This window comes from Bacillus sp. FSL P2-0069 (assembly GCF_038593315.1).
Classification (GTDB): Bacteria; Bacillota; Bacilli; order Bacillales; family Bacillaceae; genus Bacillus; species Bacillus safensis.
In genome coordinates this window covers 3,209,422-3,232,671 of sequence record NZ_CP151984.1, presented here as the reverse complement: position 1 = coordinate 3,232,671, position 23,250 = coordinate 3,209,422, and the positions used below count along the sequence as shown (strand labels likewise).

The window sequence follows — 23,250 nt, the reverse complement described above, 5'->3', positions numbered from 1 at the left end:
GTAAGGAAAATAAGGAGAGTAAACGAATGGCGCTGGAATCTTATAAGTCCGAAAATCTGCATTTAATCAAGGAAGCCTTGGACTATACTCAGGTTGGCCTGACGGTGACGGACCCGTCTTTACCTGATAATCCTTTAATATATGTGAACAAGGGCTTTTTAGATATGACAGGCTATCAAGAAACCGAAGTATTGGGGAGGAATTGTCGTTTCCTTCAGGGAGATGAAACTGAGCAAATCGCTCTCAAACAAATTAGAACAGCCATTGAGAACAAAGAGGCTGTCACGGTTCAGCTGAAAAATTATAAAAAATCTGGACAAATGTTTTGGAACGAGTTAAGTGTCGCTCCTCTTTGGATTGACGAAAAGGAAGGAAAACGTCTTTATTTCGTTGGTCTGCAAAAGGATGTCACGAAAGAGAAGGAACAGCAGGAGCTTCTTGAGCAATCAATTGATGAAGTGCTGAATATTTCGGTCCCAATCGTTCCTGTGAAAGATGGTATCTCTGTGTTACCGATCATTGGTACGTTAACAGCGCCTAGATTTGATAAGATCATTTCAACGGTCTCCACCTATATCTCTCAATCCAAGGATGATTATTTTATTGTCGATCTGTCCGGATTATTAGCAGTGGATTCATTTGTGGCAGATGCGATCTTTAAGCTGAATGATTTGATTTTAATGACGGGTACTGAACTCATTGTGACAGGAATTAAACCGAATCTTGCAATGAAGATGGGAGAAATGAGAGAGGACTTCCGTGAATTAAATACGTATATGAATGTGAAATCTGCATTGAAAAAACTGAACATTTAGCGTACGTTATATGAAATGAAAAAGAGGACTTTTCTCAAGATTAATGAAAAGTCCTCTTTTTGCTGTGATTAAGATGATTGAGCGGCGGCACTTAAGGTAAATAAGTCTTCTAGTTCGTTTGTCGATAGCTCTGTAATCCAGCTCTCGCTTTGGATAATTTGATCATTTAATGTTTGTTTTGTTTCGAGCATTTGATCGATTTTTTCCTCGATTGTGCCCGTTGTGATCATCTTATGGACGTGAACAAAACGTTTTTGTCCAATCCGATAAGCTCGGTCTGTCGCTTGGTTTTCCACAGCAGGATTCCACCATCTATCGTAGTGAATGACATGGTTTGCGGCGGTTAGGTTGAGTCCTGTTCCTCCTGCCTTTAAAGAGAGAATTAAGATATTGAATTCTTTCTTCTGAAAGCGGTCCACCATTTTGTCCCGCTCCTGTTTTGAGAGACTGCCATTTAAAAATTGGACTGGTTCTCCAAACATCTTTTCTGCCAGCTGCTTGATCATGTTGCCCATTTCAATATACTGCGTAAAGATGAGGCAGCTTTCTCCTTGCTCATGTATCGCTTTTAACAGCTCTGCGAGTTTATCCATTTTTAACGAACGTTTCAGCAGTTTCACATCTGTTCCACGCTCTTTTAAATAGAGCGCAGGGTGATCACAAATCTGTTTGAGTCTGCCAAGCATACTTAAAATAATGGCTTTTCGCTGCATCCCTGTTAATGATGCCATATGTTCAAAGGTATCTTTCACGAGCTGTTCATATAAAGACGCCTGCTCAGCGGAGAGCGGAATGAATTCTTTTTCTTCGAGTTTCTCAGGCAGGTTCAGGGCAACCTCTTCATCTTGTTTTGTTCGTCTTAATAAAAATGGTTTGATCAGCTGCTGGAGCTGTTCAATCCTTTTTTCTTCACGGTCTTTTTCAATCGGAAGGACGAACTTTTTATGGAAGCTGGTCAGGCTGCCGAGATATCCTTTGTTGACGAAGTCGAATATGGACCAAAGCTCTGTCAAACGGTTTTCCATTGGTGTCCCGCTGAGGGCAATGTGATGCTGTCCTTTGAGCTGCCTAATCGCTCTCGATTGTTTCGTATGGGCGTTCTTGATGTTTTGGGCTTCGTCTAAGCAAATGGTATTCCACTTTGCTGCCGTTAACTCATCACGATCAGAATGTGAGAGTCCATAGGACGTCAGAACAATATCTGTTGACTCGTATGCTTTTGTGAAGTCCTCTCCCTGTGGACGCGATGGCCCATAATGGAGGGCAACCTTCAAATGTGGTGCGAATGTTTCAAGCTCTCGCTGCCAGTTTCCTAAAACAGAGGTCGGCGCAATGATGAGAGATGGAGCGGCATTTTGCTCCTGCTCCTTCAAATACGTGAAATACGCGATCATTTGAATCGTTTTTCCAAGTCCCATATCATCTGCTAAACAAGCTCCAAATCCATGAGATCTTAAAAATAAAAGCCAATTCACGCCATGCTGCTGATACGGACGCAGTGTGCCTTTGAAGGACTCACTCATTTCGTATGAAGGCAGCTCGTGCGTATCATTTAATTGGTGGACAAGCCCTCTTAATTGCGATGAAAGTTCAAATTGAATATGGGCAAATGCTGAACTGTCTAGAAGCTCTGGAATCGATTCAGAGGAAGCTTCTTGATCTGCCAGTTCGCGTGACAAAATATCAGACATGTGAAGTCCTTCATTTTCGGCACGCTCCATCCACTTTTTCATTTGCTGAATGAAGGTCGGGTCTATTTTGATCCATTGTCCTCGAATGTTGACAAGGCGTCGTTTGCTTTGGACAAGCTCGTTGAACTCATCTTCTGTCAGTTCAATCCCGTTTGTAGCGAAGCGCCAATTAAAGTCCATTAATGCGTCCATTCCGACATGCGATTCGCCTCGCGGTGTAGAAGAAATCCTTGCTTTTAACATCATCGTGCTGTCTTTGACAATTTGCCACCATGATGGGAGCAGAATCTCAATGCCCATATTGACAAGTGTTTCACTTGCTTCAGATAGGAAGAGCCACGCTTCTTCTTCTGACATGAGTGTGGTGCCAGATGTGAAAGAAAGCCAAGGGACGATTTGACTGAATCGTTCCAGCTCTCTTGAAATTTTATCTTGATATGGATGCCAAGACCTTTTCAATGAACGAATGCCTTCAAAAAAGTGAAGGTCACTGTTTTTCTTGTCCCGCAAAAACAATTCGATTTTCCAATCATCTCCGTCAAAATCCGGCTCGTTTAAGCGCAAGCCGACAGTGAACGGCGTCTCGTCATCAATCCAGCCAATCGTCTCCAAGAAATCCTGCTCATCTAGAAAATGTCCTTGGAAGGATGAGAGCGCAGGCGATTGTGCGGTCATGCGGTTCCATTTGTGCTGCAAGGCATCATCATATTGAATGTAATCCTGTACAGCAAAGGAGAACCAATCAGCCGTATAGCCATCTAATAGGCCTTCTTTATCTTTAAACCGAAGTTCGCCTTTTGTCCAAGCCTCATAATCGGGAACGAAATCTTCGTCCTCAATGAATTCGTAAATGGTGGAGGCAGTCTTCATCAGTGGTTCCGTTTCATCCGTTAATGTCACATGACTAAACGTATTAAATGAATTTTTTCCCAGCAATTCAACGGTCATCCAAGGGCTTAACAGGAAGGCAGGTGTGCCGATAAAGCTGACATCTTCTAAGAATGTTCCGTAGAAAGAAGATTCGTGCCATTGGAAAAGCTGCCTCTTCATTTCATTAAGCGGAACAGGGTGTCCGTCCTCTGCTTGCGCTGAAATGGTGAAAGAGAAATCTTCAGTTTGTTCTGCATGAATGACAATTTGTTTATGGCGTGTCATCAATCAATTTTCCTTTCTTCATTTCCTCTTGGAACGCACGCAGCCGTTTTGTTGAATCTTGCAGCTGCTTTACATACCTTTCCCAGATCGCGGTTTTTTTCGTTTTATGATAAAGCGTGCGCAGTTTCTTCAGCATTTTTACAGACTCTCGATAAGCACTTCGATTCTTTTGATCGAGGAGCAGTGAGATTTCACGGTGGTACGATGGAATGAGGGCTTCCGGCTCCTCTTTTGCAATCTGTTTGATCAAATCCTTCTCCAGTTCACTAATGGAGAAACCAACAAGGCTGTGAATCTCAATCCATTCCGCATAACGCTGCTGTGCATACAAGAGCTGACTGTATTCTGTAAACGCATAGGGCATACAGATTTGTAGGTAGCGTTCATATAAATGATGATCCTTCGTCTGCTTAAAGTATGCATCTAAATAAAAGAAGAAATCACTGACGGCTCCCCGCAGTTCTCTATAGGAAAGGTCGAGCTGGCAATATTCCTCTAATATATAGGTGATTTCATGATACCAGAGCTTGAGGCGCTTCCAGTCCTTTCGGTTTGTAAGATCCTTCAGCCAATTAAGCACATTTGGCAGCATATCCGCATTGAGCAGCTGTAATTGCTGAAAGAGGCTTTCGTCTTCTTTCAGTAAATAATCCATGTGCATCAGGCCGATGGTACGTTCAACCGTTTGTTCTTTCTTCTGGGCGTTCTTGAGTAATTCTGTTTCTTTTTTGACCCATTTCCCTCTATTTAATATGGTGCCCCAAATCTCCATAAAGACCGCTACTCGTTCATGCTGGAAAGGTCCATTGATTTGAAGAAGTGTGCGAACGGCAGTTGGTGTGTTTTCAAGAAACGGATCGAGGGAAAAGGAAAGGGCGTATGTCTTCAAATGATCCACTGAATCGAAAATGGTGTTCATGAGCTGTTCTACATATGGATTCATGGAATAAAAGTCCTTTTCGGCATCAAGCCGGCCGAGGTCGATGAGTTCATGAAGCCTCAGCCATACATCGATCGACGTATGAATCGCATACAAGCTCTTGAATTCAGGTGAAGCAGGTGCGTGTTTTTTTAGGATCGATAAATAGCCGTAATACAAATGCTGCGGTGTTTGCTGATGCTTCGGTGTCCGTTTCAGCCAGAGGTTAAATTCCTCTTGGAAAAAAGTCAGCCAGCTTTGGAGTGATTGTTCGTCTGGGCGCTTCAGTTGGAAGTGCTGGCGAATCAGTTCTTTGCTGCGCTGTAATTCATCTTTTTCTGACCAATTTTCTGTAAATCCGGTCACACTCTCTACTTGAGCGTATAGCGAAAAGAAGACAGCAAGAATGTGTTTGCAAAGTCCATCTGCTGGACATGAGCAGCTGCTTCTCACAGGAAACAGCACATGAAGGTGGACCTTTGCTGCCACGACGTCATGTACATAAGCTGACCATTCAGTATCAGACTCTTGCTTGAGCCGATATACGCTGTCCTGTCTATAAGTAATCAATGCTTTTTTGATGAGTTGTTTGTTCTCATCTGTTGCAGGAAGAAGTTCTTTGATCTGTTCGGCAGTTTGTTTGATTTCTTCTTCGTTGATGTTGTGCTGAAGCATTTGATCCGCTCCTAACCAAGTAAAAGATTCCAATTCTTTTATTATAGCTCAATGGGGATTCATAAAAAAGTTTTTCATGAAAATGGTCATAAATTTCAAAAGCTGTCGAATGATGTAATAGAGTATTGCATAAACCAACCTTACAGCATATAATAATGAAATTAGTGGAATCGAAAGGATACAGACATGGATAATAAGGGTTTAAATCAAGAAGAGTTTTTAAAGATTTTGATGTACGCTCATGATATTGGTGAAAATTCAAATGATGTCACAACAAAAGAAATGCTTGAAAATCTGATTGCTCATATTCGAAATGGTCTTGTTTCATAAAAGTGACCCCCTGCTAGTGATGGCAGGGGGTTTTTGTATGCTTTTAAGAATGGAATGAACGCCCCCAGCATACGATATCATTACAAGCATAAGGAGTATGGGGAGCTGATGGTGTCATGAATATTGCGATTGCAAGCTGTGGGTATGTGGGGCTTGTGACAGGTGTGTGTTTAGCGGAGGCAGGACATGATGTCACGTGTATTGATATTGACCGCCGAAAGGTCATGCAGCTGAAACAAGGAAATCCCCCAATGTATGAGCCAGGGTTAAAAGAGCTATTGAAACGCAATCTTGAGCAGGGACGAATTCATTTTCACATAAATGGAGCGGAAGTCTACCCGCGGGCAGATGTGTTAATGATTGCAGTCGGCACCCCGCAGCAGGCAGATGGCCAAGCTGATTTACAGTATGTGTTTCAGGCTGCAAAAGAGATGGGGATAAAAGCAAAGTCAGGGGCGATCCTTGTGGTGAAAAGTACGGTGCCTGTTGGAACGGGTGATCAAATCGATCAGTTGATCCATCAAGAATTAGGACGGAAGGAGCCGCTAGCGATTGCATCTAACCCAGAATTTTTACGGGAAGGCTCTGCCATTTCAGATACATTGAGGGCGGACCGGCTTGTGATTGGAGCTGAAACAAAAGTCGTATTAGATCAGCTGGAGGAGATGTATGCTGATTTCCACCTTCCAATGGTCAAAACAGACCGTAAAAGTGCTGAAATGATCAAGTATGCATCAAATGCATTTCTTGCGACAAAAATCAGCTTTATGAATGAGATTGCCTCCATTTGTGAAAAAACAGGGGCTGATGTTGAATGGGTGGCGCAGGGAATGGGGCTTGATCAGCGGATCGGTTCGTCCTTTCTCAGAGCGGGCATTGGCTACGGTGGTTCTTGTTTTCCAAAGGATACAAATGCACTTGTCCAAATTGCAGGGCATGTGTCCCATGATTTTGAGCTGCTAAAGGCTGTCATCAAAGTAAATAATGAGCAGCGGGCAGGTTTTATCCGAAATATTCAGGATCGGCTGGGGGCAGCTCTTGAAGGGAAGCGAATTGCGCTTCTTGGTCTGTCCTTTAAACCGAATACAGACGATATGAGGGAGGCACCATCTATTCCGATCGCTCATGAGCTCCATCAATTAGGTGCGGAGCTTGTGGCATATGATCCTGTTGCTGCCAGGCATGCAGCTCGCGAGCTGCCGGATCAAGTATTATTTGCTCAAACGATTGAAGAAGCGATCAAGGATGCTGATGCGGTCTGTCTATTAACAGAGTGGGCGGATATTCAGTCGTTTCCACTTGCTTCCTATAAGAAATGGATGAAGCGGCCGCTTATTTTCGATGGACGAAACTGTCATACACTTGAAGCGGCAGAACAAGCTGGGGTCGAGTATCATTCGATTGGGCGCAGATCAGTTTCTCCAATTTATATGTAAAAGAAAACCGATAACAGTGAATGTTATCGGTTTTTATGAATGCGGCAGAATGAATCCGCCATATAAGAAAGCAGCCACAATCAGAAAGGCAGGGTGCAGCTTGAATTTGGTCATGAAGAAAAAGGAGACCGCGGCAATGGCGAGCGATTGCGTCCAGCCGATGGCTTTCACTGCATCTCCGCCGATTTCCCATGTTAATAAAAGCATCATCATCGCAATGACGGGCTGAACGGATAAGGTCATGCCTTTTACGACGGGAGATTGACGAAAACGGTCAATCAGCTTGAGCAATAAAATCAGCCCAACAGCAGACGGCAGTACAGTGGCAAGCAGTGCCACGATAAAGCCTGGCCAGCCCATGACGTCATAACCGACATATGCTGCAATCTTCGTAGCGATTGGCCCCGGCAGTGCATTGGCTAAAGCCAGCATATTGGAGAATCCTTCGTTCGTCATCCAATGAAAATGATTGACGATTTCTTCATAATTGAGCGGGATTGATGCAGGCCCACCGCCATATCCTAATAGATTGGATAAAAAGAATGCCCAGAATAAAAAGAGAATCAGGATCATGAAGACACTCCTTTCTCTTTATTTGGCCGATTCCAATGATTTTTCAGTTTAAAATGAAAAGCGCCATAAAATAAAAAGATCATCACAATGATTCCTGGATGAATGGACAGTACTTGCAGTCCAATAAAGGCAAGAAGGAATAGAGCGATCCCGAAGATCATGCCGAATCCTTTCAGCGTTTTTTGTCCAAATTCATATGCCATGAGGCCTAACAGAACCGCTATGACAGGGGTCACAGCGCCAATCATATTTTGAATGATTTGTGAGGAGCTTAAGACGCTGACAAGTGTGACAAGGGCTACCATGGCGAGACAAGTAGGTAAAATATGAGTAGCTGTGGCAACAATTGCGCCAGATACACCCTTTAATCGATAGCCGAGGTATGCTGACATTTTTGTTGCGATCGGGCCTGGTAAGGCATTGGCGATGGCAAGTGTTTCTCCGAATTCGTCATCGTTGATCCATTGATATTTCACCACCGCTTCATGGCGAATAAGCGGTATGACGGAAGGGCCTCCGCCAAAACCGAGAATCCCGGTTCGCACCATAGCGATAATGAGTTCGATATATGATTGCAAGTGGTTCAACTCCTGTCTACAATTTCATGCCCATGCGGCTTTTGTATCGTTTAATGAGCATTTGGCAGTCCACACTGACGACGCCTTCTAAGGGGTATAGCTTTTTTGTCAGGAAAGTCTCCATTTCCTGTTCATGTTGAAAAATGCCATGCATATGCAGCTTGCTTGGTCCTGTCATGTGATAAAGACTTGTGACAGCCGTTTCCTTTTCAAGCTGAAGGGCAACCGCTTCTAAAAATTTTGGCTCTACCTCTACATTAAAGAAGACAGAGACATGAATGCCAACCTTCGCGGGGTTAATTACAGCGGTGAATCGTTCAATGACCCCTGCTTCAATGAGCTGCTGAATGCGGGCTTGTACGGCTACACGTGACAGACCGACCTGTTTGCCGAGATCTGTATAAGACATGCGCCCGTCCTCGTGTAATAGGGATAGAATTTGTTTATCTCTTTCGTCTAATGTTAGGTTTGGAATGCTATAGTCTTTTGACACCGTATAACCACCTTTCTTCTGTTGATATTCTATCATATTTTATTACGAATAGACTGGATAATTTCTATTTTGCTATCGAAACGATAACATCACGTGCAAGAAATCATCTTTGTGCATAAAAAAACACCCCGGAATCAACGGGGTGTCTTCATTTATTGATCTGGGCTGCTTTCTGCACTGGCAATTTGCTGTGCAAGATCAGCTCGATCAATGTCTGCTTGGAAGAATTCCTGCGTATTTGGCAGGTGTAAATTCATATGGCGTTTTTGAGAAATGCGGATGGTGACTTGATCAACGGTGTAATCAAATACGTGTCCGCCAACACTTCGATCTTCATCAATAAAATGAAGATGATATCCACTCACCGCAATGCCGTGTGCGTACTGCGGTGTACGGAAGCCTGCGATCGTACCTTGAATATCCTCAAAGTCGAAAATAGGCTGAGACTTGACTGCTTCTACCATCGGAACGTAAGGTTTTTCCTGTTTTTCAACCGTACGTGTTTGAACCTTTTTGAATGATCCATCAATGCGGACCGCATAAAAGATATTCTTACTTGGTAAAATGCGGTCGATTTCATCTTCAAGTTCTTTGGACGTCATAGGTGCATCAATTCGATGAACGATATCTGTTTCAAAGAATGCTAGAGAGCAGAATGGTGAATAATCTTGATTGGTGACCGGTGTCGCTGTTCCATCCGAGCGCAGCCGGTAGAATGCGCCGTCAAAGCCGATCAGTTCTCCATCTAATTGATTGAATGTACCGATGCCAAAATCACCGTGTTCAGGAATATGTGCGAGGGAGAAATCTCCATCATATACGGCTTCCAGCAGGGAGGTCATTGTCGATACTTGATAGACCTCTTGCTGTTTGTCATGCTGTCTTGTGTCATTCTGTTGATTCATTGGGTGCATCATACCCATAACCGCTCACTCCTTTAATGTAATGTATCGAAGTCTTATCTGACGTTCATTGCATGTTTTTTGCGAAAGACTTCTGGCCATTTTTGACTGGCGAGGTCAGGGTTGTCTTGATAGTCAATCGGAATATCAATAATCACGGGTCCTTCTATGTTTATACCCTTTTGAAGGACGGTTGAAAGCTCCTCAGGTGAGTTGACCCTTAGTCCAGTTGCTCCAAAGCTTTCCGCATATTTCACTAAATCGATCTGCCCGAATTCAACGCAGGATGTGCGGTCATATTTCATTTCCTGCTGGAACGCGACCATGTCGTATGTGCTGTCGTTCCAAACAAGGTGAACGAGGTTTGTTTTCTTCCGGACTGCTGTTTCTAACTCCATTGCGGAGAAGAGAAAACCGCCATCACCTGAGACCGAGATAATCTTTTCATCTGGATTCATTATAGAAGCTGCAATTGCCCATGGTAATGCGACGCCTAATGTTTGCATGCCGTTACTCACCAGGAATGAGTTCGGTTCATAGACGCGGAAGTGACGGGACATCCAAATCGCGTGAGATCCGATATCACACGTGACCTTCGTGTCATCAGGAATCAGACGTCTCAATGTATGAATGACATCCAGTGGGTGAGATCGATGACTTTCTCTTTCTGGTGTCTTTTCGATGTCGCTTAATAGCTCCTGTAATTCAGTGACTAATTCTATGTTCTCTTTGCTTAAAGAAAGGGGAACACTGTCATGCGCTAGATGTTTGACGGTTTCAGAAATATTGCCTATAAGCTCAAGCGCTGGCTCATAAAAATGGTCAATATCTGCCTGCATATCATCAACATGGATGATCTGACGCTGCTGCGGCTGAAGATTCCAATGCTTCGGATCATATTCAATTGGATCAAAGCCAATGGTCAAAAGGACATCTGCATGTTCAATGAGAAGATCACCCGGCTGATTACGGAATAAGCCGATTCTGCCTACATATTGAGACTCGAGCTCTCTTGAGAGAACGCCGGCTCCTTGGTACGTTTCAACAAATGGGATACCAAGTGTTTTTAATAATGCTCTTGTGGCATTTGCAGCAGCTGGACGACTAGCTTTCATTCCCACAATCGCAATAGGTAAGTGTGCATTTTGAATTTTGGCGATAGCCGAACTGATGAGAGCATCTGGTGCAGGACCTAATTCTGGAGAAGGGTGAGCAGACACTGGTGTTTGTGTGGTGTGTTCTGTCACGACATCTTGTGGAAAGCTGATAAATGCTGCTCCAGCCTGCCCTTTTTGTGCCGCGCGAAAAGCATTTGTTAATGCTTCTGGTATATTGTTTACGTCTTGTACTTCAACGCTATATTTTGTGACTGGTTTGAATAATGCCGCATTGTCGAGTGATTGATGTGTTCGTTTCAGACGATCTGCACGAATGACGTTTCCAGCGATTGCGACAACAGGATCACCTTCTGTATTGGCTGTTAATAGACCTGTTGCTAAATTAGATGCACCAGGACCTGATGTGACGAGACAAACACCTGGTTTGCCAGTTAAACGTCCGACAGCAGCTGCCATAAAGGCTGCATTTTGTTCGTGTCTGCATAGGACAAGCTCTGGACCTCTGTCTTTTAATACATCAAATACAGCGTCAATTTTTGCACCTGGAATCGCAAAAACATGGGTCACACCTTGAGCAATCAGCGTATCAACAATCAACTCTGCTCCTCGTCTTGTTAGGGGTTGTGCTTGAGATTTCATTTACCCCGCACTCCTTTCGGCAAGTAAAATTTTTTATGAAAATATATTTTCATGATATGATTTACTATACATTTCATAAAATAAATTTTCCAATATATGTTTAACGTGGTTTTGATATGTTTCACGAATAAGTGTGTGAGGAGTGAAAGGATGGAACTGAGACATTTGCAGTATTTTGTCACAGTAGCGGAGGAGCTGCATTTTGGCAGAGCAGCCGCGCGGTTGAATATGACACAGCCTCCACTTAGTCAGCAAATTAAGCAGTTTGAGGAAGAATTGGGTTTTCCTTTATTTCACCGGTCGAAGCGGGTGGTGGAGCTAACAGCAGCTGGAAAGGTCTTTTTACATGAGGTTCGGGGAGTGCTGCAGCAGCTTGATAAAGCCGTTGATCATGCCCGTCATACAGCAAGAGGAGAGCTGGGGAAAATCATCATAGGTTTTGTTGGAACTGCGACATATGATATTCTGCCGCCCGTTGTACGTGAATTTAGGGAGCTGTATCCCTCTGTCAGTATTGAGCTGCAGCAGCTTTCCGTTCCGCAGCAGCTAGAGGCACTTTTAAATGGTGAGATTGATATCGGTTTTTTACACCCTACATCGCCGCATGAAGAATTAGTCAGTCGTTTGATGAAGCAGAGTGAATGTATTTTTGCGATTCCAAAAAATCATCGATTGGCTAAAAAAGAGACGGTCGCGATTGAAGATATCCGTCATGAACCGATTATTTCTTTATCACAGGAATCATGGCCGTCTCTTTATCAGCACTTTGTCCTGCTATGTGAAAAGTACGGATTTTCTCCAAATATCGTGCAGGAAGCAGCGGAATATCAAATGATCATTGGCCTTGTCACAGCAGGGATCGGTATTGCAGTGATTCCACAATCAGCCCGGCGTTTATTTAATCTGGATGTTGTATATCGCTCCATTGAGGATGAACAGCTTCTGGCGGAATGGACGATTTCCTATAGACGGGAAAATCATAATCCTGCTTTATTTCATCTGGTCCACCATATCCTGCATCGCACCGAGCTGGAATAAGAGGTAGAGAGAAAGGGTTATGGTATGATGTCGTTACATTAAAAGGAGGCGTACCTGAATTGATTACATTGCTACTGGATCAGCTGTCACGAAAAGAGGCATATAAATTATTATCTGGATCTATCGTTCCAAGACCGATTGCATTTATTACAAGTCTATCTAAAGAAAATGTCGTCAATGCCGCACCATTTAGTTTCTTTAATGTCATCAGCGGACACCCGCCGCTCATTGCGGTTTCTATCGGACGACGTGATGGTCAGATGAAAGATACTGCGCAGCATATCATTGACAGGGAAGAGTTTGTCGTCCATGTGAGTGATGAAGACATGATAGAAGATATTAATGAAACAGCTGCTACATTGCCTCGGGAAGAGAGTGAGCTGGATCGCACCGGACTTCACCAAGCAGAGAGTCATGTCATTTCGGTGCCGGGGATCAAGGAAGCACGCATTCGTTTTGAATGTCAGCTGGAAAAACATCTGACCTTTCAAAATGATGAAGGGGAGATCACAGTTGATCATATCATTGGCCGGGTTGTATGTGCACATTTAGATGAGGCTGTTTATGATGCAGAAAAAGGCTATGTTTCTACTAATGAACTGAAACCAGTCGCTCGCCTAGCAGGTAATGATTATGCCCATTTAGGCACGTCATTTGTGCTGAAAAGACCACAGTAATAGAAAAATACCCCCGAGGGATATCGGGGGTTTTCTGTTTATTTCTTCTGTTCTAGTTTGAGTGGAGCTGCGATGTTCTTTTGTACTTTTTTCCCTTTTAATACGTCGTTTGCAGCACCGACTGCCAGTTGACCGATCAGCTCTGGCTGCTGCGCAACCGTTGCAGAGAGCTTTCCTGCTTTGATCGAGCTGAGTGCATCTTCGTTGCCGTCAAAGCCAACGACAAGAATGTCTTTCCCAGAGCTTTGAATCGCTTCTAGTGCGCCGAGAGCCATTTCATCATTGTGGGCAAAAACGGCTTTGATGTCAGGGTTTCCTTGAAGAAGGTTTTCCATGACATTCAGTCCTTTTGTCCGGTCGAAGTCAGCAGCTTGTTTTGCTGTCACTTTTAGATCTTTATCCGCTATTTGATGGAACCCTTTTCCACGCTCACGTGTAGCGGAAGCGCCTGGTACGCCTTCTAATTCAGCGACTTTTGCTCCTTTGCCAACCTTGTCAATGATAAATTTAGCTGCCATTTCTCCGCCTTTGACGTTATCTGAGGCGACAAGTGCTTCTACCTTTCCACTTTCGGCTGAGCGGTCTAATGTGATGACAGGTATATCTGAAGCGTTTGCTGATTCGACAGCGGTTGATATGGCAGATGAATCCGCTGGGTTGATGAGCAATGCGTCGACACCTTGCTGAATTAAATCTTCTACATCACTTGTTTGTTTAGCAGAATCATTTTGTGCATCTGCAATCACGACTTCAATGCCAAGCTTTTTTGCTTCTTTTGTCACACCGTTTTTCAGAGAAACGAAGAATGGGTTATTTAATGTCGAGATCGACAGACCGATTTTGATGTCTTTTTTCTTGCCATCCTTAGATGACTTGGCCCACTCCGGCGGTTCAAGCGAGCAGGCAGAAAGCAGAAACAAAGAGAGAGTCAGGATGAGAATAAGATATTTTTTCATAGCAGCTGCCTCCTTAAGCAGATTTCTTTCTGTCTAGCAGGACTGCAATCAAGATGACAATCCCTTTCACAACAGATTGATAGAATGATGAAACACCAAGTAAGTTCATACCATTGTTCAGGACACCGATAATGAGCACCCCGATGAGTGTGCCGACAATTCGTCCTCTTCCGCCGGACAGGCTTGTCCCGCCAAGTACGACGGCAGCAATGGCATCAAGCTCATAGGACGTACCAGCTGTTGGCTGCGCTGAATTTAGGCGAGATGTTAAGATCGCACCTGCTAAGGCAGACATGAAGCCTGCTAATGAATAGATCATAATTTTCACGCGCGGTACTTTGATTCCTGAGATGAGAGCCGCTTTTTCATTCCCGCCGATGGCATATGTTCTTCTGCCGAAAGGTGTTTTATGAAGCAGTACCCAAAGTACGATAAAGGTGAGAAGCATCGTGATCGCTGGAACAGGAATGCCTAAGAAATATCCGCGGCCGAATAACTGAAAGGCATAGTTAGAGCCAAGCCCAGTAATCGGGTTTCCGTCTGTATAAACGAGTGTCAAACCTCTGAAAATCGTCATCGTGGCAAGCGTTGCGATAAAAGGAGCCATTTTTCCTTTTGTAATTAAAAGACCGTTGATCATCCCAAGAACGGCACCGATGATACAGCCGACAATAATGGCTAAAATCGGGTCCATGCCAGAAACGATAAAGCCGGCAGTCAGGGCACTGGACAGTGCAAGAATGGCACCGACAGATAAATCAATGCCTCCAGTTAAAATAACAAATGTCATCCCAAAGGCAATGAGGGCATTAATGGAGATTTGTCTCAGTAAGTTTAAGATGTTTAATGGCTCTAAAAAGGCCGGGTTTAAAATAGAAACAATGGCGACAAGGATGATGAGTCCTAAGAATGGCCCAAGCTTTTGCATGATGTGATCAAATCGTCCATTTGAAGTAAGTGGTTTCATGTTACTTCCCTCCTGTAGCTAGTGTCATAATTCGTTCCTGCGTTGCTTCTGTTTTGTCTAATTCTCCGCTAATGGTTCCTTCATGAATGACGAGCACTCGATCGCTCATCCCGAGTATCTCTGGGAGTTCAGAGGAGACCATTAAAATGGCAACGCCTCGATCGGTCAATTCATTCATTAACTGATAGATTTCTCGTTTCGCTCCGACGTCGACACCTCGTGTCGGTTCATCTAAAATCAACACCTTTGGCTGTATGCCGATCCATTTGGCGATGACGACTTTTTGCTGATTTCCACCAGACAGGCTTCGGGCAGAGATGTCAGAGGAAGCCGTTTTAATCGTCAGTCTTTTAATGAGCAGGTCGACAAAATCCTGTTCAGTTTTCTTATCAATCAATCCCTTTGGAGAGAAGCTTTTTAAGTTTGGCAGACCGATGTTTTCTCGGATGGATGCATCAAGCATCAATCCTTCATCCTTGCGATCCTCTGTGATAAAGCCGATGCCGAGCTTGACGGCATCACTTGGTTTTTTAATAACAGCCTTTTTTCCATGAACCCATATTTCTCCTTGATCAAGAGGATCAAGACCAAACAGCGACCGCATCATTTCGGTTCGGCCAGCACCCATTAAGCCTGCAACACCGACGATTTCTCCAGCCTTAACTGAGAAATTGATATCTTGAAATTGTCCTTTTCTCGTTGCTTGTTTCACCTCAAGGATAATGTCTCCTGTAGAAAGCGTTCGCTCGGGATATCGATCTGTCAATTCACGGCCGACCATTTTCTTGACGACTTCATGGAAATTCGTTTCAGGTATGGCTTTCGTATCGACCGTTTTCCCATCACGCATGATCGTAATCCGGTCACAGATTGCAAAGATTTCCTCCATACGGTGAGAAATATAGACAATGGAAACGCCTTCTTTTTTGAGAGATTCAATGACTTGAAAGAGCTTGTCAATTTCACGTTCCGTTAGAGCTGCTGTCGGCTCATCCATGATGATGACCTTTGCATCGGTCATTAATGCTTTTGCAATCTCAATCATCTGTTTTTGTCCAACAGAACAGCTGCCTGCCTCTTGTTCAAGTGAGAGATTCACAGACAAACGGTCCAGCTGCGTTTGGGCGAGAGTCTTCATTTTCTTAGTATCTAGCAGTCCGAGTTTCGTATAGATTTCTTTCCCGATGAATAGGTTCTCCAAGACGGTCATATCCGGCCATATGTTAAGCTCCTGATGAATGAAGGCGATGCCGTGCTGTTCCGCTTCCTTCGGATTTTTGAAAGCGGTTTCTTTTCCGTCGATTTGTATCGTTCCTTGATCTAAAGAATAAAGACCTGTAAGCAGATTCATTAAAGTTGATTTTCCCGCACCATTTTCACCCATGAGTGCGTGGACTTCACCTGTGACGAGGTCAAAGGAGACCCCGGAGAGAACGGTGTTTTTTCCAAAAGCCTTATGGATGTTATGCATCTCTATGTTCATATCTGGCTCCTCCTTTTAAAAGATGACACCGGCATGAAGAATGCAGTTTGCGTATGGGGTGGCTTCACCCGTTCGAATGACTGCTTTTGCCTGTTTGGTCATGTCTTTGAACGTCTCGTGGTCTACTTCATGTAACGGTTTTGAGAGCGCTTTCTTAAGAAATAAATGATCTCGTTCATTGGCTTCTTTGATTTCACTAGCTACAGTGATGTTTTCAACGGCCATTTCCTGAAGAAGGAGGGAGGTGACCTCCTGAAATGATGGTATGCCGATTGATAACGCCAAGTCGATTTTGACTGGACCTTCTGGGATAGGGAGACCACAGTCTGCGATGACGATTGTATCTGTGTGGCCAAGATCAGCAAGCACCTTGGCGATATGGCTGTTTAGGATGCCGTTTTTTTTCATTTCTTTTTCTCCAATTCTTCTCTTGTTGGCATACCGCCTTGTGCGCCAAACTTTGTGACGGACATTGATGCGGCAAGATTGGCAAAGGCAAGTGCGTCATAGAGGGATTTGCCTTCTGTTAGAGCGACAGCCAAGGCTCCGTTAAAGGTATCGCCAGCTCCTGTTGTATCGACTGCTTCGACAGGAACGCCTGGAACCAACACGTCTTTCGTTCCATCAAAATATCGAACCCCATTTTTTCCTTCTGTGATCAATAATTTGTTAGGGTATTGACGCAAGGCCTCACTGGTTGGCAGACCATCAAACATTAGAACAGCTTCATGTTCATTCGGTGTAATGTAAGCAGCCTGCTCTAAAACCTGCTGCGATACTTTGCGGGCTGGTGCAGGGTTTAAAATGACAGGGATTTCTTTTTCACTGCAAATGGCGCAGACCGCTTCGACCGTTTCTTCAGGTATTTCCTGCTGGATGAGAACCATCCCGATATTATCAATTGTAGAAAAGGCCTCTCTTACATAGTCAGGAGTGACCTCATTATTTGCCCCTTTGACCACAACAATGCTGTTATCACCTTCTGCTAAAATGATATGAGCTGTGCCGCTCTCCATTTCAGTAACCGGTTTCATATATGAGGTGCGGACACCTTGTGTTTCTAAATTGCTGAGAATATCCTGACCATAAGCGTCATCACCAACTCGGCCGACCATGTATACATCTGCACCGAGTCTGGCGCTTGCGACTGCCTGATTGGCACCTTTCCCGCCTGGGACCGTTTTAAACGATTTGCCTAAAACCGTTTCACCGGCATTTGGCCGTTTATCTGATGTGACGACTAAATCCATTGAACAGCTTCCTACTACAACAATATGACTCATTGTGAATCCACCTTTCTTGTGGTCTCTCGTTCAATAAAAGAGACGGGCATTTGAATAACTGGTTCATCTATCGGTTGTTTCTGAATCGCTTTGATTAACAGCTGTGCCGCTTCTTTTCCCATCTCATAGGCGGGCTGCCTTATGGTCGATAAGGAAGGGAAGAGCAGCTCACTTTGCGGAATATCATCAAATCCAATGATTTGAACGTCTCCTGGAATGGCTTTTCCGATCCGAAGCGCTTCATGGATGACCGCTGTTGCGACGATATCATTGCTGGCAATGATCCCATCTGTTTCAGGGTACAGCTGGAAAAGGGCCTTGGCGCTTTTTCGGGCTTCTTGAAAGGAAAATGAAGCATTTGACATCACATGAAAGTCGACGCCTGTTTCCGTGAGAACATCGAGTGCGCCTTTGAATCGCTGCCGCGCTGTTTGCAGATGGGCAGGTCCTTTTAACAGTGTGATCTGCCGGCTGCCGCGTCTGATTAATTCCATTGCCGCCATTTTCCCGCCAGCTGCAGCATCTGCAAAAACAGAAGGTGCATGTGGGACCGTTCGATCTAAAAACACAACAGGTAAATCATCATCATTGTATATATCTGATTCAGGTTCATTTGTGACCGCAATGACACCGACTACTTGATTTTGTTTAAAGGTTTGTAAGTAAGCCATTTCCTTCGCTCGATCTTCATCACTGTTCCCGAATAATAACCGAAAACCGTGCGCATGAATCTCATCCTCAACGCCTCTAGCAAGCTGAGGAAAGAAGGGATTTGTGATATCAGGCAAGATTAAGCCGATTAAGCGTGATTCTCTTTTAAAAAGGGATCTAGCCACTTCATTGGGAAAGTAGTTCAACTCCTGCATCGCTTGTGTCACGCGAATTTTCGTATCTGAATGAACATATCCAGTATCATTGAGCACGCGTGAAACAGTGGCAACAGACACTTGTGCAGCTTTTGCAACATCTTTAATTGTAGCCAATGGAGAGCCTCCCTTCATGAATGTGTAACCGTTTACACACATAGATTATCATGAAAGCATCGAAATGACAATCTAAAAAAATAAAAAAAGAAAAGAAAGATGGCTTCTTCCTTTTCTTAACTAATGATACCTGTTTGTGTAATGTTCACTTTCACTTTTGGAATGATTTTCACCTTCGGATAATCGGTGACCCAGTTCATTTTCATATATTCATCATAGTGTCTGACCCGATATTTTCTGCCAAGGCTGAGGACGTCAGAATTCGCCTCTTGCAGGGCTGCAATGACTTTTTCGGCATCTTTTGTAAAAATAGCTGACAGCCTTTTATTTAACATTTCGATTTTCTTGTCTGTATCTAAATTGTCTTTCGGATATTCAAGAACAGAGGTGGTGAATTCATAGTCAAGAGAGAAGGTTACGTTTCGATGATCAGGATTGACGATTTTTATGTCTCTCTTTGAATCCGTTACTTGAATGGTGATGTAATTGTTCTCCTTTGATTTCATATCACTTCTTACTTTTTTCGTGAAGTTTGCATAACTGCCCATTTTTCCATCCATAATGGTGAGCAGAATGGCATCCTGTGCATACAGTTCACCTTTCTTTTTCTCATTATCAAATAAGGCAACCCCTCTCACACTCGTTAACTTTTTTGACTTATCGTAGTAGAGTAACGGCAGTGTGAAATCCTCGCCGGTTTGCAGCATTTTGGACCGGATATTTTGAATGTTCTTAGGTGCAACTTGAGAGGAGCGTGATGCGGAAGTGATCAGGTTGTTTAAATAGTCGCTCACAATGAGTTTTTCCTTGAGCAGAGAATTGATTAAGTCCACACAGCTCCCCCCTTGCACCACTGCCAAATTTGCGAGCAAAGGGCTTTTGGGATCGCGATAAAACATATCTAAGTAAGGAAGCAGCCGGTTTTGGGCAAATTCATCACCGATCAGCAGCACCCTCATTTTCGACATATCAATTTTTTGGTCTACACTCCGGCTAAAGTTGCTTCTTGCTTTTCTTAAAGTAGGCGCATCGGTTGTGAGAACAGTGGTTAAATAGCTGCCAGAATTCCCTTGCTGCATACTTTGAGACTGCTGCACCTTTCGATAGGTAATCGAATATCTCGCATTGTCATCTTCTCCTTGATCAACAGCTGAAGTTAATACGAGAGAGATGTCTTTTAATAGGTTTTGATCCCAGCAGCCAGGCATGAAAATGAGGGAAACACACATAAGCAGTGTCAACATGTACCTATGATGCATGTGATTTCACCTTCTTTTTACGGTGTTTGATCAAGATGATCACGGCCATCATGATCGGAAGTGTGTAAATAAATGAATATTGTGCAACGGTGGTAAAGTCATTGAAGCGCTGAATTCTAAAGTTATCAGTTGACAGAAAACAGCTTGCAGCATAAATCAAAATGGCAAAATAGTAGACATATTTTTTGTGATTTTTTTTCTTCAGCATACTGGACACACCATTTGCACAAAAGTACAGATAATTACTCAGTGTGGCTAAAATGACAAAGACCCAAAAGCTCAGAAAAATTAAGTCCGTGCGTTCAATGACACCGAATGTAATGGTTTTTAATAGATACAAAACAGGATTCGGGATCACATCAAGCTCAGCCGGGCTGAAAAACATAAAACAAATCAATGTAATAAATAGGTAATAAAGCGTCGTGCATATATTTGAAATGGTCATCACTTTATATCGTTCCTTAATGGTGCCCTTCATCAGTGGAGAGATGATCAAAATCATCTCAAATCCATTCATTGACAGCACTACGTCCTTCAATCCAAGCTGAAATTGAGAGATACCCGTTTGGAAAACAGGCAGGAGGTAATCAATATTGGTTCCTTTCAATGCATAGAACATCAATAGAGAGAGCATGAGCAAAAAGGGAGTTAAGATAAAGTTAAACCTGACAATGGCTGTAATTTGCTCCTTTGCGATATAGATAATGCATATCATCAGTAATAGGTTAATCACCCAGTTTGGTGTGAGCGGGAGCACCCATATGCCAAGAATCCTTGTGAATATAGAAAGGACAACGATGCAAACCGAGGCAAAGTATACCGTATAGAGCACGACCAAGGCGTGTCCAATCCATTTTCCAAAGACCTCAATCAGTGCTTGGAAGAATGACGTTTCTGGATACTTGTAGATAATATAAAGAAAAATGGTATTGATGATTTGGATGAAAAAACAAGCTAAAATAATCGCTATCCAGCCATCGTGCCCCATGTCTTTCATCAGCAAATGGGGGAGCGCTAAAATACCAACACCAATTTGAGACTGGATGATAAAAAAAACAGCTTGAGGTGGAGATATTTTATTTTTCATTTTTCTTTGTCCACCCTCTCAGTTGTTCAATTTGTTTTTTCTTTTGCGGATTTAAATAAACAGGTCGATTTTTGTACATCCACATTGGGAGTCGAATCACAGTATCTTTTAAGTCCTGCCAGTTAAATGGAGCAACAGGTGATAAATATGGCACCCCTAGTGATTCTAATCGGCATAAATTCATGAGAATAATGGCCAGTCCAAATGAAATGCCAATAAATCCAAACATCGATGCCATAAACATGAGCGGGAAACGAAGCATCCTGATGGTGGACGTCATTTCAAACGACGGAAGTACAAATGAAGCCACAGCCGTCACAGCGACTACAATGACTAGGACATTCGAGATAAGTCCTGCTTGTACAACCGCATCCCCAATAACCAAACCACCTACGATCCCAATGGTTTGCCCGATTGGTTTAGGCAGACGCACCCCAGCTTCACGTATAAGTTCAATCGTGATCTCCATCAGCATGGCCTCTATCAATGGAGGAAAGGGAATTCCGATAATAGAGTTCTTCATCGTAATGGCTAGTTCATCTGGGACAACCTCATAATGAAACGCAATAACAGCAATATAAAAAGATGGCAATATGACTGCGATGATGCAGGCAAGATAACGAAGAATACGAATAAACGTAGCAGGAATCCAGCGGCTGTTATAATCATCTGGTGACTGAAAGAAGCTAAAGAACGTGATAGGCAGAATGATGGCCATTGGACTGCCATCCATGAGTACGACGATCCTGCCTTCAAGGATCGCAGATCTCACCTTATCCGGACGTTCTGTATCAATCAGCTGCGGGAAAATAGAAAATGAATCATCCTCAATTGCCTCAACGATAGAGCCAGGACTTATCAGTGTGTCTACTTTAATAGAAGAAATCCGTCTGTTGACCTCTTCAACCTTTTCTTGATTGGCAATATCAGATATATAAACCGTCGCAAGCTTTGTTTCTGATTTTGTACCGACCTTATGATATTGAATAGCGAGCTTCCGATCATTTAAATGCGAACGCAGTAAGTAGATATTGGTATCAAGACTTTCAACAAATCCATCATGTGCGCCTGCGATAATACTTTCAGAAGAAGGTTCAGAAATAGAACGCAGCGGAGGCTGTCCGACAGCAAATAGCTTTATTTGCGAGGAGTTTTCATCAAGAAAGGCAATACTTCCTGCAATAATACTATCTGTAATGAGCGTCAAGTCGCCTGTTTCAAGTGTGCTAAGAGATTTTATATAATCCTGCTTTCCGGGAGAGCCTAACAAGTTGCCGATAATGAAATCATTTAGTTTTCCTTCATCTATTCTTGTTTTAATAAAAAACAGTGCAGATTTTGTTTCATTCACCATTAACTCTCGGTATTCAAAATCGCCGCTTTGCTGAAATGTTTTTTTTAGGATACGGATTTTTTCCTCGAAGCTGCCTGATAAAAAATGCAGGCGGGTCTGCTCATTGGTGTTTGGCATCTTTAGCCTCCTCTCACAGATTTTTTACCCATAGTGTAAGCGGAGAAGCGAATTTTATTCGTCTCCTTTGGGGAAAGCATGACATAAGCTGACAACTTTCAACTAAATTCACATTAAAAATGTTAAGAAATGATGAATCTTGATAAAAACAAATGAATAATGTTTCATTGTTTAGGTCATAAGATGCGAATCTCGTAAAGAGAAGGTACACCGAAATGATCAAATATTTACATCTTATCCCAATTTTTCGTGACCTAAAAATAAGCAGATGACTTGATTTTTTTAGAGGTGACCTTTGTCATAGGTCAACACACAGCAATCTGATCAATGAGAATGACTTTCTAACCTGTTCATTCAAAAATATAAAACATTCCAAAACACGCACTATTCATTTAAAGCGCTGATATGACTGTTGTTATAGAGAAGAGCGGGCTTTAAAACATTGATTCAAAATACATCTTAATAATTGTCAAAAAATTTAGGGAGAAAAGGACAAAAGATTTTCGGATCATTGATGGTAACGCTTTCTCATGAATTCAGCGGAAATTCAGACTGATTTTTGTCCGCCTTTTGGCCTTTTCATTTAAAGGATGGGTAGGCAAAAAAGCCTTCTGATTAGAGGAATTTGGCATACGAGGAAGTGAAAGATTATGTTACATAATACCGATTGTGATTTTATGCTGAACAGATATACTGTTGATTGAATTTACATATCACACTCA

21 protein-coding genes are annotated in these 23,250 nt (G+C 43.1%); 5 read left to right on the top strand and 16 right to left on the bottom strand.

The annotated features are described in order from the left end of the window. Positions 1-26: 26 nt before the first annotated feature. Positions 27-815, top strand: coding sequence for an STAS domain-containing protein (locus NSQ34_RS16555; RefSeq protein ID WP_034281190.1), 789 nt, complete (start codon positions 27-29; stop codon positions 813-815). Positions 816-883: 68 nt separating this feature from the next. Here the strand turns inward: NSQ34_RS16555 and NSQ34_RS16550 are convergent, their stop codons facing one another. Together NSQ34_RS16550 and NSQ34_RS16545 are read right to left on the bottom strand one after the other, a co-directional pair. Next, positions 884-3,661: a DEAD/DEAH box helicase gene (locus tag NSQ34_RS16550; RefSeq protein ID WP_111926848.1), complete on the bottom strand. Its 2,778-nt coding sequence runs from the start codon at positions 3,659-3,661 to the stop codon at positions 884-886. Next, positions 3,648-5,255 carry an SWIM zinc finger family protein gene (locus NSQ34_RS16545; RefSeq protein WP_342500968.1) on the bottom strand — a complete coding sequence of 536 codons (1,608 nt, stop codon included), beginning with the start codon at positions 5,253-5,255 and terminating at the stop codon, positions 3,648-3,650. The genes NSQ34_RS16550 and NSQ34_RS16545 overlap by 14 nt, the downstream gene beginning before the upstream one ends. A gap of 186 nt (positions 5,256-5,441) precedes the next feature. On the opposite strand from NSQ34_RS16545, the gene NSQ34_RS16540 reads away from it, so the two are divergent. Together NSQ34_RS16540 and NSQ34_RS16535 are read left to right on the top strand one after the other, a co-directional pair. Then, positions 5,442-5,585 carry a hypothetical protein gene (locus tag NSQ34_RS16540; RefSeq protein WP_003214884.1) on the top strand — a complete coding sequence of 48 codons (144 nt, stop codon included), beginning with the start codon at positions 5,442-5,444 and terminating at the stop codon, positions 5,583-5,585. Positions 5,586-5,701: 116 nt separating this feature from the next. Then, a complete protein-coding gene (locus tag NSQ34_RS16535; protein ID WP_342500967.1) occupies positions 5,702-7,021 on the top strand; it encodes a UDP-glucose/GDP-mannose dehydrogenase family protein in 1,320 nt (439 codons plus the stop codon). Positions 7,022-7,054: 33 nt separating this feature from the next. Here NSQ34_RS16535 and NSQ34_RS16530 read toward each other — a convergent pair whose 3' ends face one another. The 5 genes from NSQ34_RS16530 to alsS form a co-directional block, all read right to left on the bottom strand. After that, positions 7,055-7,591 carry a chromate transporter gene (locus NSQ34_RS16530; protein ID WP_070326273.1) on the bottom strand — a complete coding sequence of 179 codons (537 nt, stop codon included), beginning with the start codon at positions 7,589-7,591 and terminating at the stop codon, positions 7,055-7,057. Then, positions 7,591-8,172: a chromate transporter gene (locus NSQ34_RS16525; protein ID WP_342495816.1), complete on the bottom strand. Its 582-nt coding sequence runs from the start codon at positions 8,170-8,172 to the stop codon at positions 7,591-7,593. The genes NSQ34_RS16530 and NSQ34_RS16525 overlap by 1 nt, the downstream gene beginning before the upstream one ends. 16 nt (positions 8,173-8,188) lie before the next feature. Then, a complete protein-coding gene (locus tag NSQ34_RS16520; RefSeq protein WP_024426311.1) occupies positions 8,189-8,665 on the bottom strand; it encodes an Lrp/AsnC family transcriptional regulator in 477 nt (158 codons plus the stop codon). Positions 8,666-8,817: 152 nt separating this feature from the next. Beyond that, positions 8,818-9,588 (bottom strand): acetolactate decarboxylase, encoded by a 771-nt coding sequence (budA, locus tag NSQ34_RS16515; protein WP_034281185.1) that lies wholly within the window; start codon positions 9,586-9,588, stop codon positions 8,818-8,820. A 35-nt stretch (positions 9,589-9,623) separates the two neighbouring features. Continuing rightward, a complete protein-coding gene (alsS, locus tag NSQ34_RS16510; protein ID WP_081124939.1) occupies positions 9,624-11,324 on the bottom strand; it encodes an acetolactate synthase AlsS in 1,701 nt (566 codons plus the stop codon). 150 nt (positions 11,325-11,474) lie between these two features. Here alsS and alsR point away from each other — a divergent pair, with 150 nt between their 5' ends. Together alsR and NSQ34_RS16500 are read left to right on the top strand one after the other, a co-directional pair. Further along, positions 11,475-12,362, top strand: coding sequence for an acetoin biosynthesis transcriptional regulator AlsR (gene alsR, locus NSQ34_RS16505; RefSeq protein WP_065214863.1), 888 nt, complete (start codon positions 11,475-11,477; stop codon positions 12,360-12,362). Positions 12,363-12,421: 59 nt separating this feature from the next. Further along, entirely contained in the window at positions 12,422-13,039 is a 618-nt protein-coding gene (locus tag NSQ34_RS16500; protein WP_176967152.1) for a flavin reductase family protein, read from the top strand. Between the two features lie 38 nt (positions 13,040-13,077). On the opposite strand, the gene rbsB is transcribed toward NSQ34_RS16500, so the two are convergent. From rbsB to NSQ34_RS16455, 9 genes are all read right to left on the bottom strand, one after another. Beyond that, complete coding sequence (gene rbsB, locus NSQ34_RS16495; protein ID WP_034281181.1) at positions 13,078-13,995, bottom strand: ribose ABC transporter substrate-binding protein RbsB; 918 nt, start codon at positions 13,993-13,995, stop codon at positions 13,078-13,080. Between the two features lie 13 nt (positions 13,996-14,008). Further along, the gene (gene rbsC / locus NSQ34_RS16490) at positions 14,009-14,962 is read right to left on the bottom strand and encodes a ribose ABC transporter permease RbsC (protein WP_024423678.1); all 954 of its coding nucleotides are present in this window, start codon (positions 14,960-14,962) and stop codon (positions 14,009-14,011) included. A gap of 1 nt (position 14,963) precedes the next feature. Beyond that, complete coding sequence (locus tag NSQ34_RS16485; protein ID WP_176967153.1) at positions 14,964-16,445, bottom strand: sugar ABC transporter ATP-binding protein; 1,482 nt, start codon at positions 16,443-16,445, stop codon at positions 14,964-14,966. Positions 16,446-16,460: 15 nt separating this feature from the next. Beyond that, positions 16,461-16,853: a D-ribose pyranase gene (rbsD, locus tag NSQ34_RS16480; protein ID WP_081124929.1), complete on the bottom strand. Its 393-nt coding sequence runs from the start codon at positions 16,851-16,853 to the stop codon at positions 16,461-16,463. Further along, entirely contained in the window at positions 16,850-17,728 is an 879-nt protein-coding gene (gene rbsK / locus NSQ34_RS16475) for a ribokinase (RefSeq protein WP_024426306.1), read from the bottom strand. Before rbsK ends, rbsD begins: the two co-directional genes overlap by 4 nt. Next, a complete protein-coding gene (locus NSQ34_RS16470) occupies positions 17,725-18,711 on the bottom strand; it encodes a LacI family DNA-binding transcriptional regulator (RefSeq protein WP_176967154.1) in 987 nt (328 codons plus the stop codon). Before NSQ34_RS16470 ends, rbsK begins: the two co-directional genes overlap by 4 nt. Before the next feature lie 116 nt (positions 18,712-18,827). Further along, positions 18,828-19,970 (bottom strand): Ger(x)C family spore germination protein, encoded by a 1,143-nt coding sequence (locus tag NSQ34_RS16465; protein ID WP_034281174.1) that lies wholly within the window; start codon positions 19,968-19,970, stop codon positions 18,828-18,830. After that, positions 19,960-21,057, bottom strand: coding sequence for a GerAB/ArcD/ProY family transporter (locus NSQ34_RS16460; RefSeq protein WP_176967155.1), 1,098 nt, complete (start codon positions 21,055-21,057; stop codon positions 19,960-19,962). The genes NSQ34_RS16465 and NSQ34_RS16460 overlap by 11 nt, the downstream gene beginning before the upstream one ends. Then, positions 21,047-22,528, bottom strand: a complete 1,482-nt coding sequence (locus tag NSQ34_RS16455; RefSeq protein WP_065214856.1) for a spore germination protein — start codon at positions 22,526-22,528, stop codon at positions 21,047-21,049. The genes NSQ34_RS16460 and NSQ34_RS16455 overlap by 11 nt, the downstream gene beginning before the upstream one ends. Positions 22,529-23,250 lie beyond the last annotated feature (722 nt).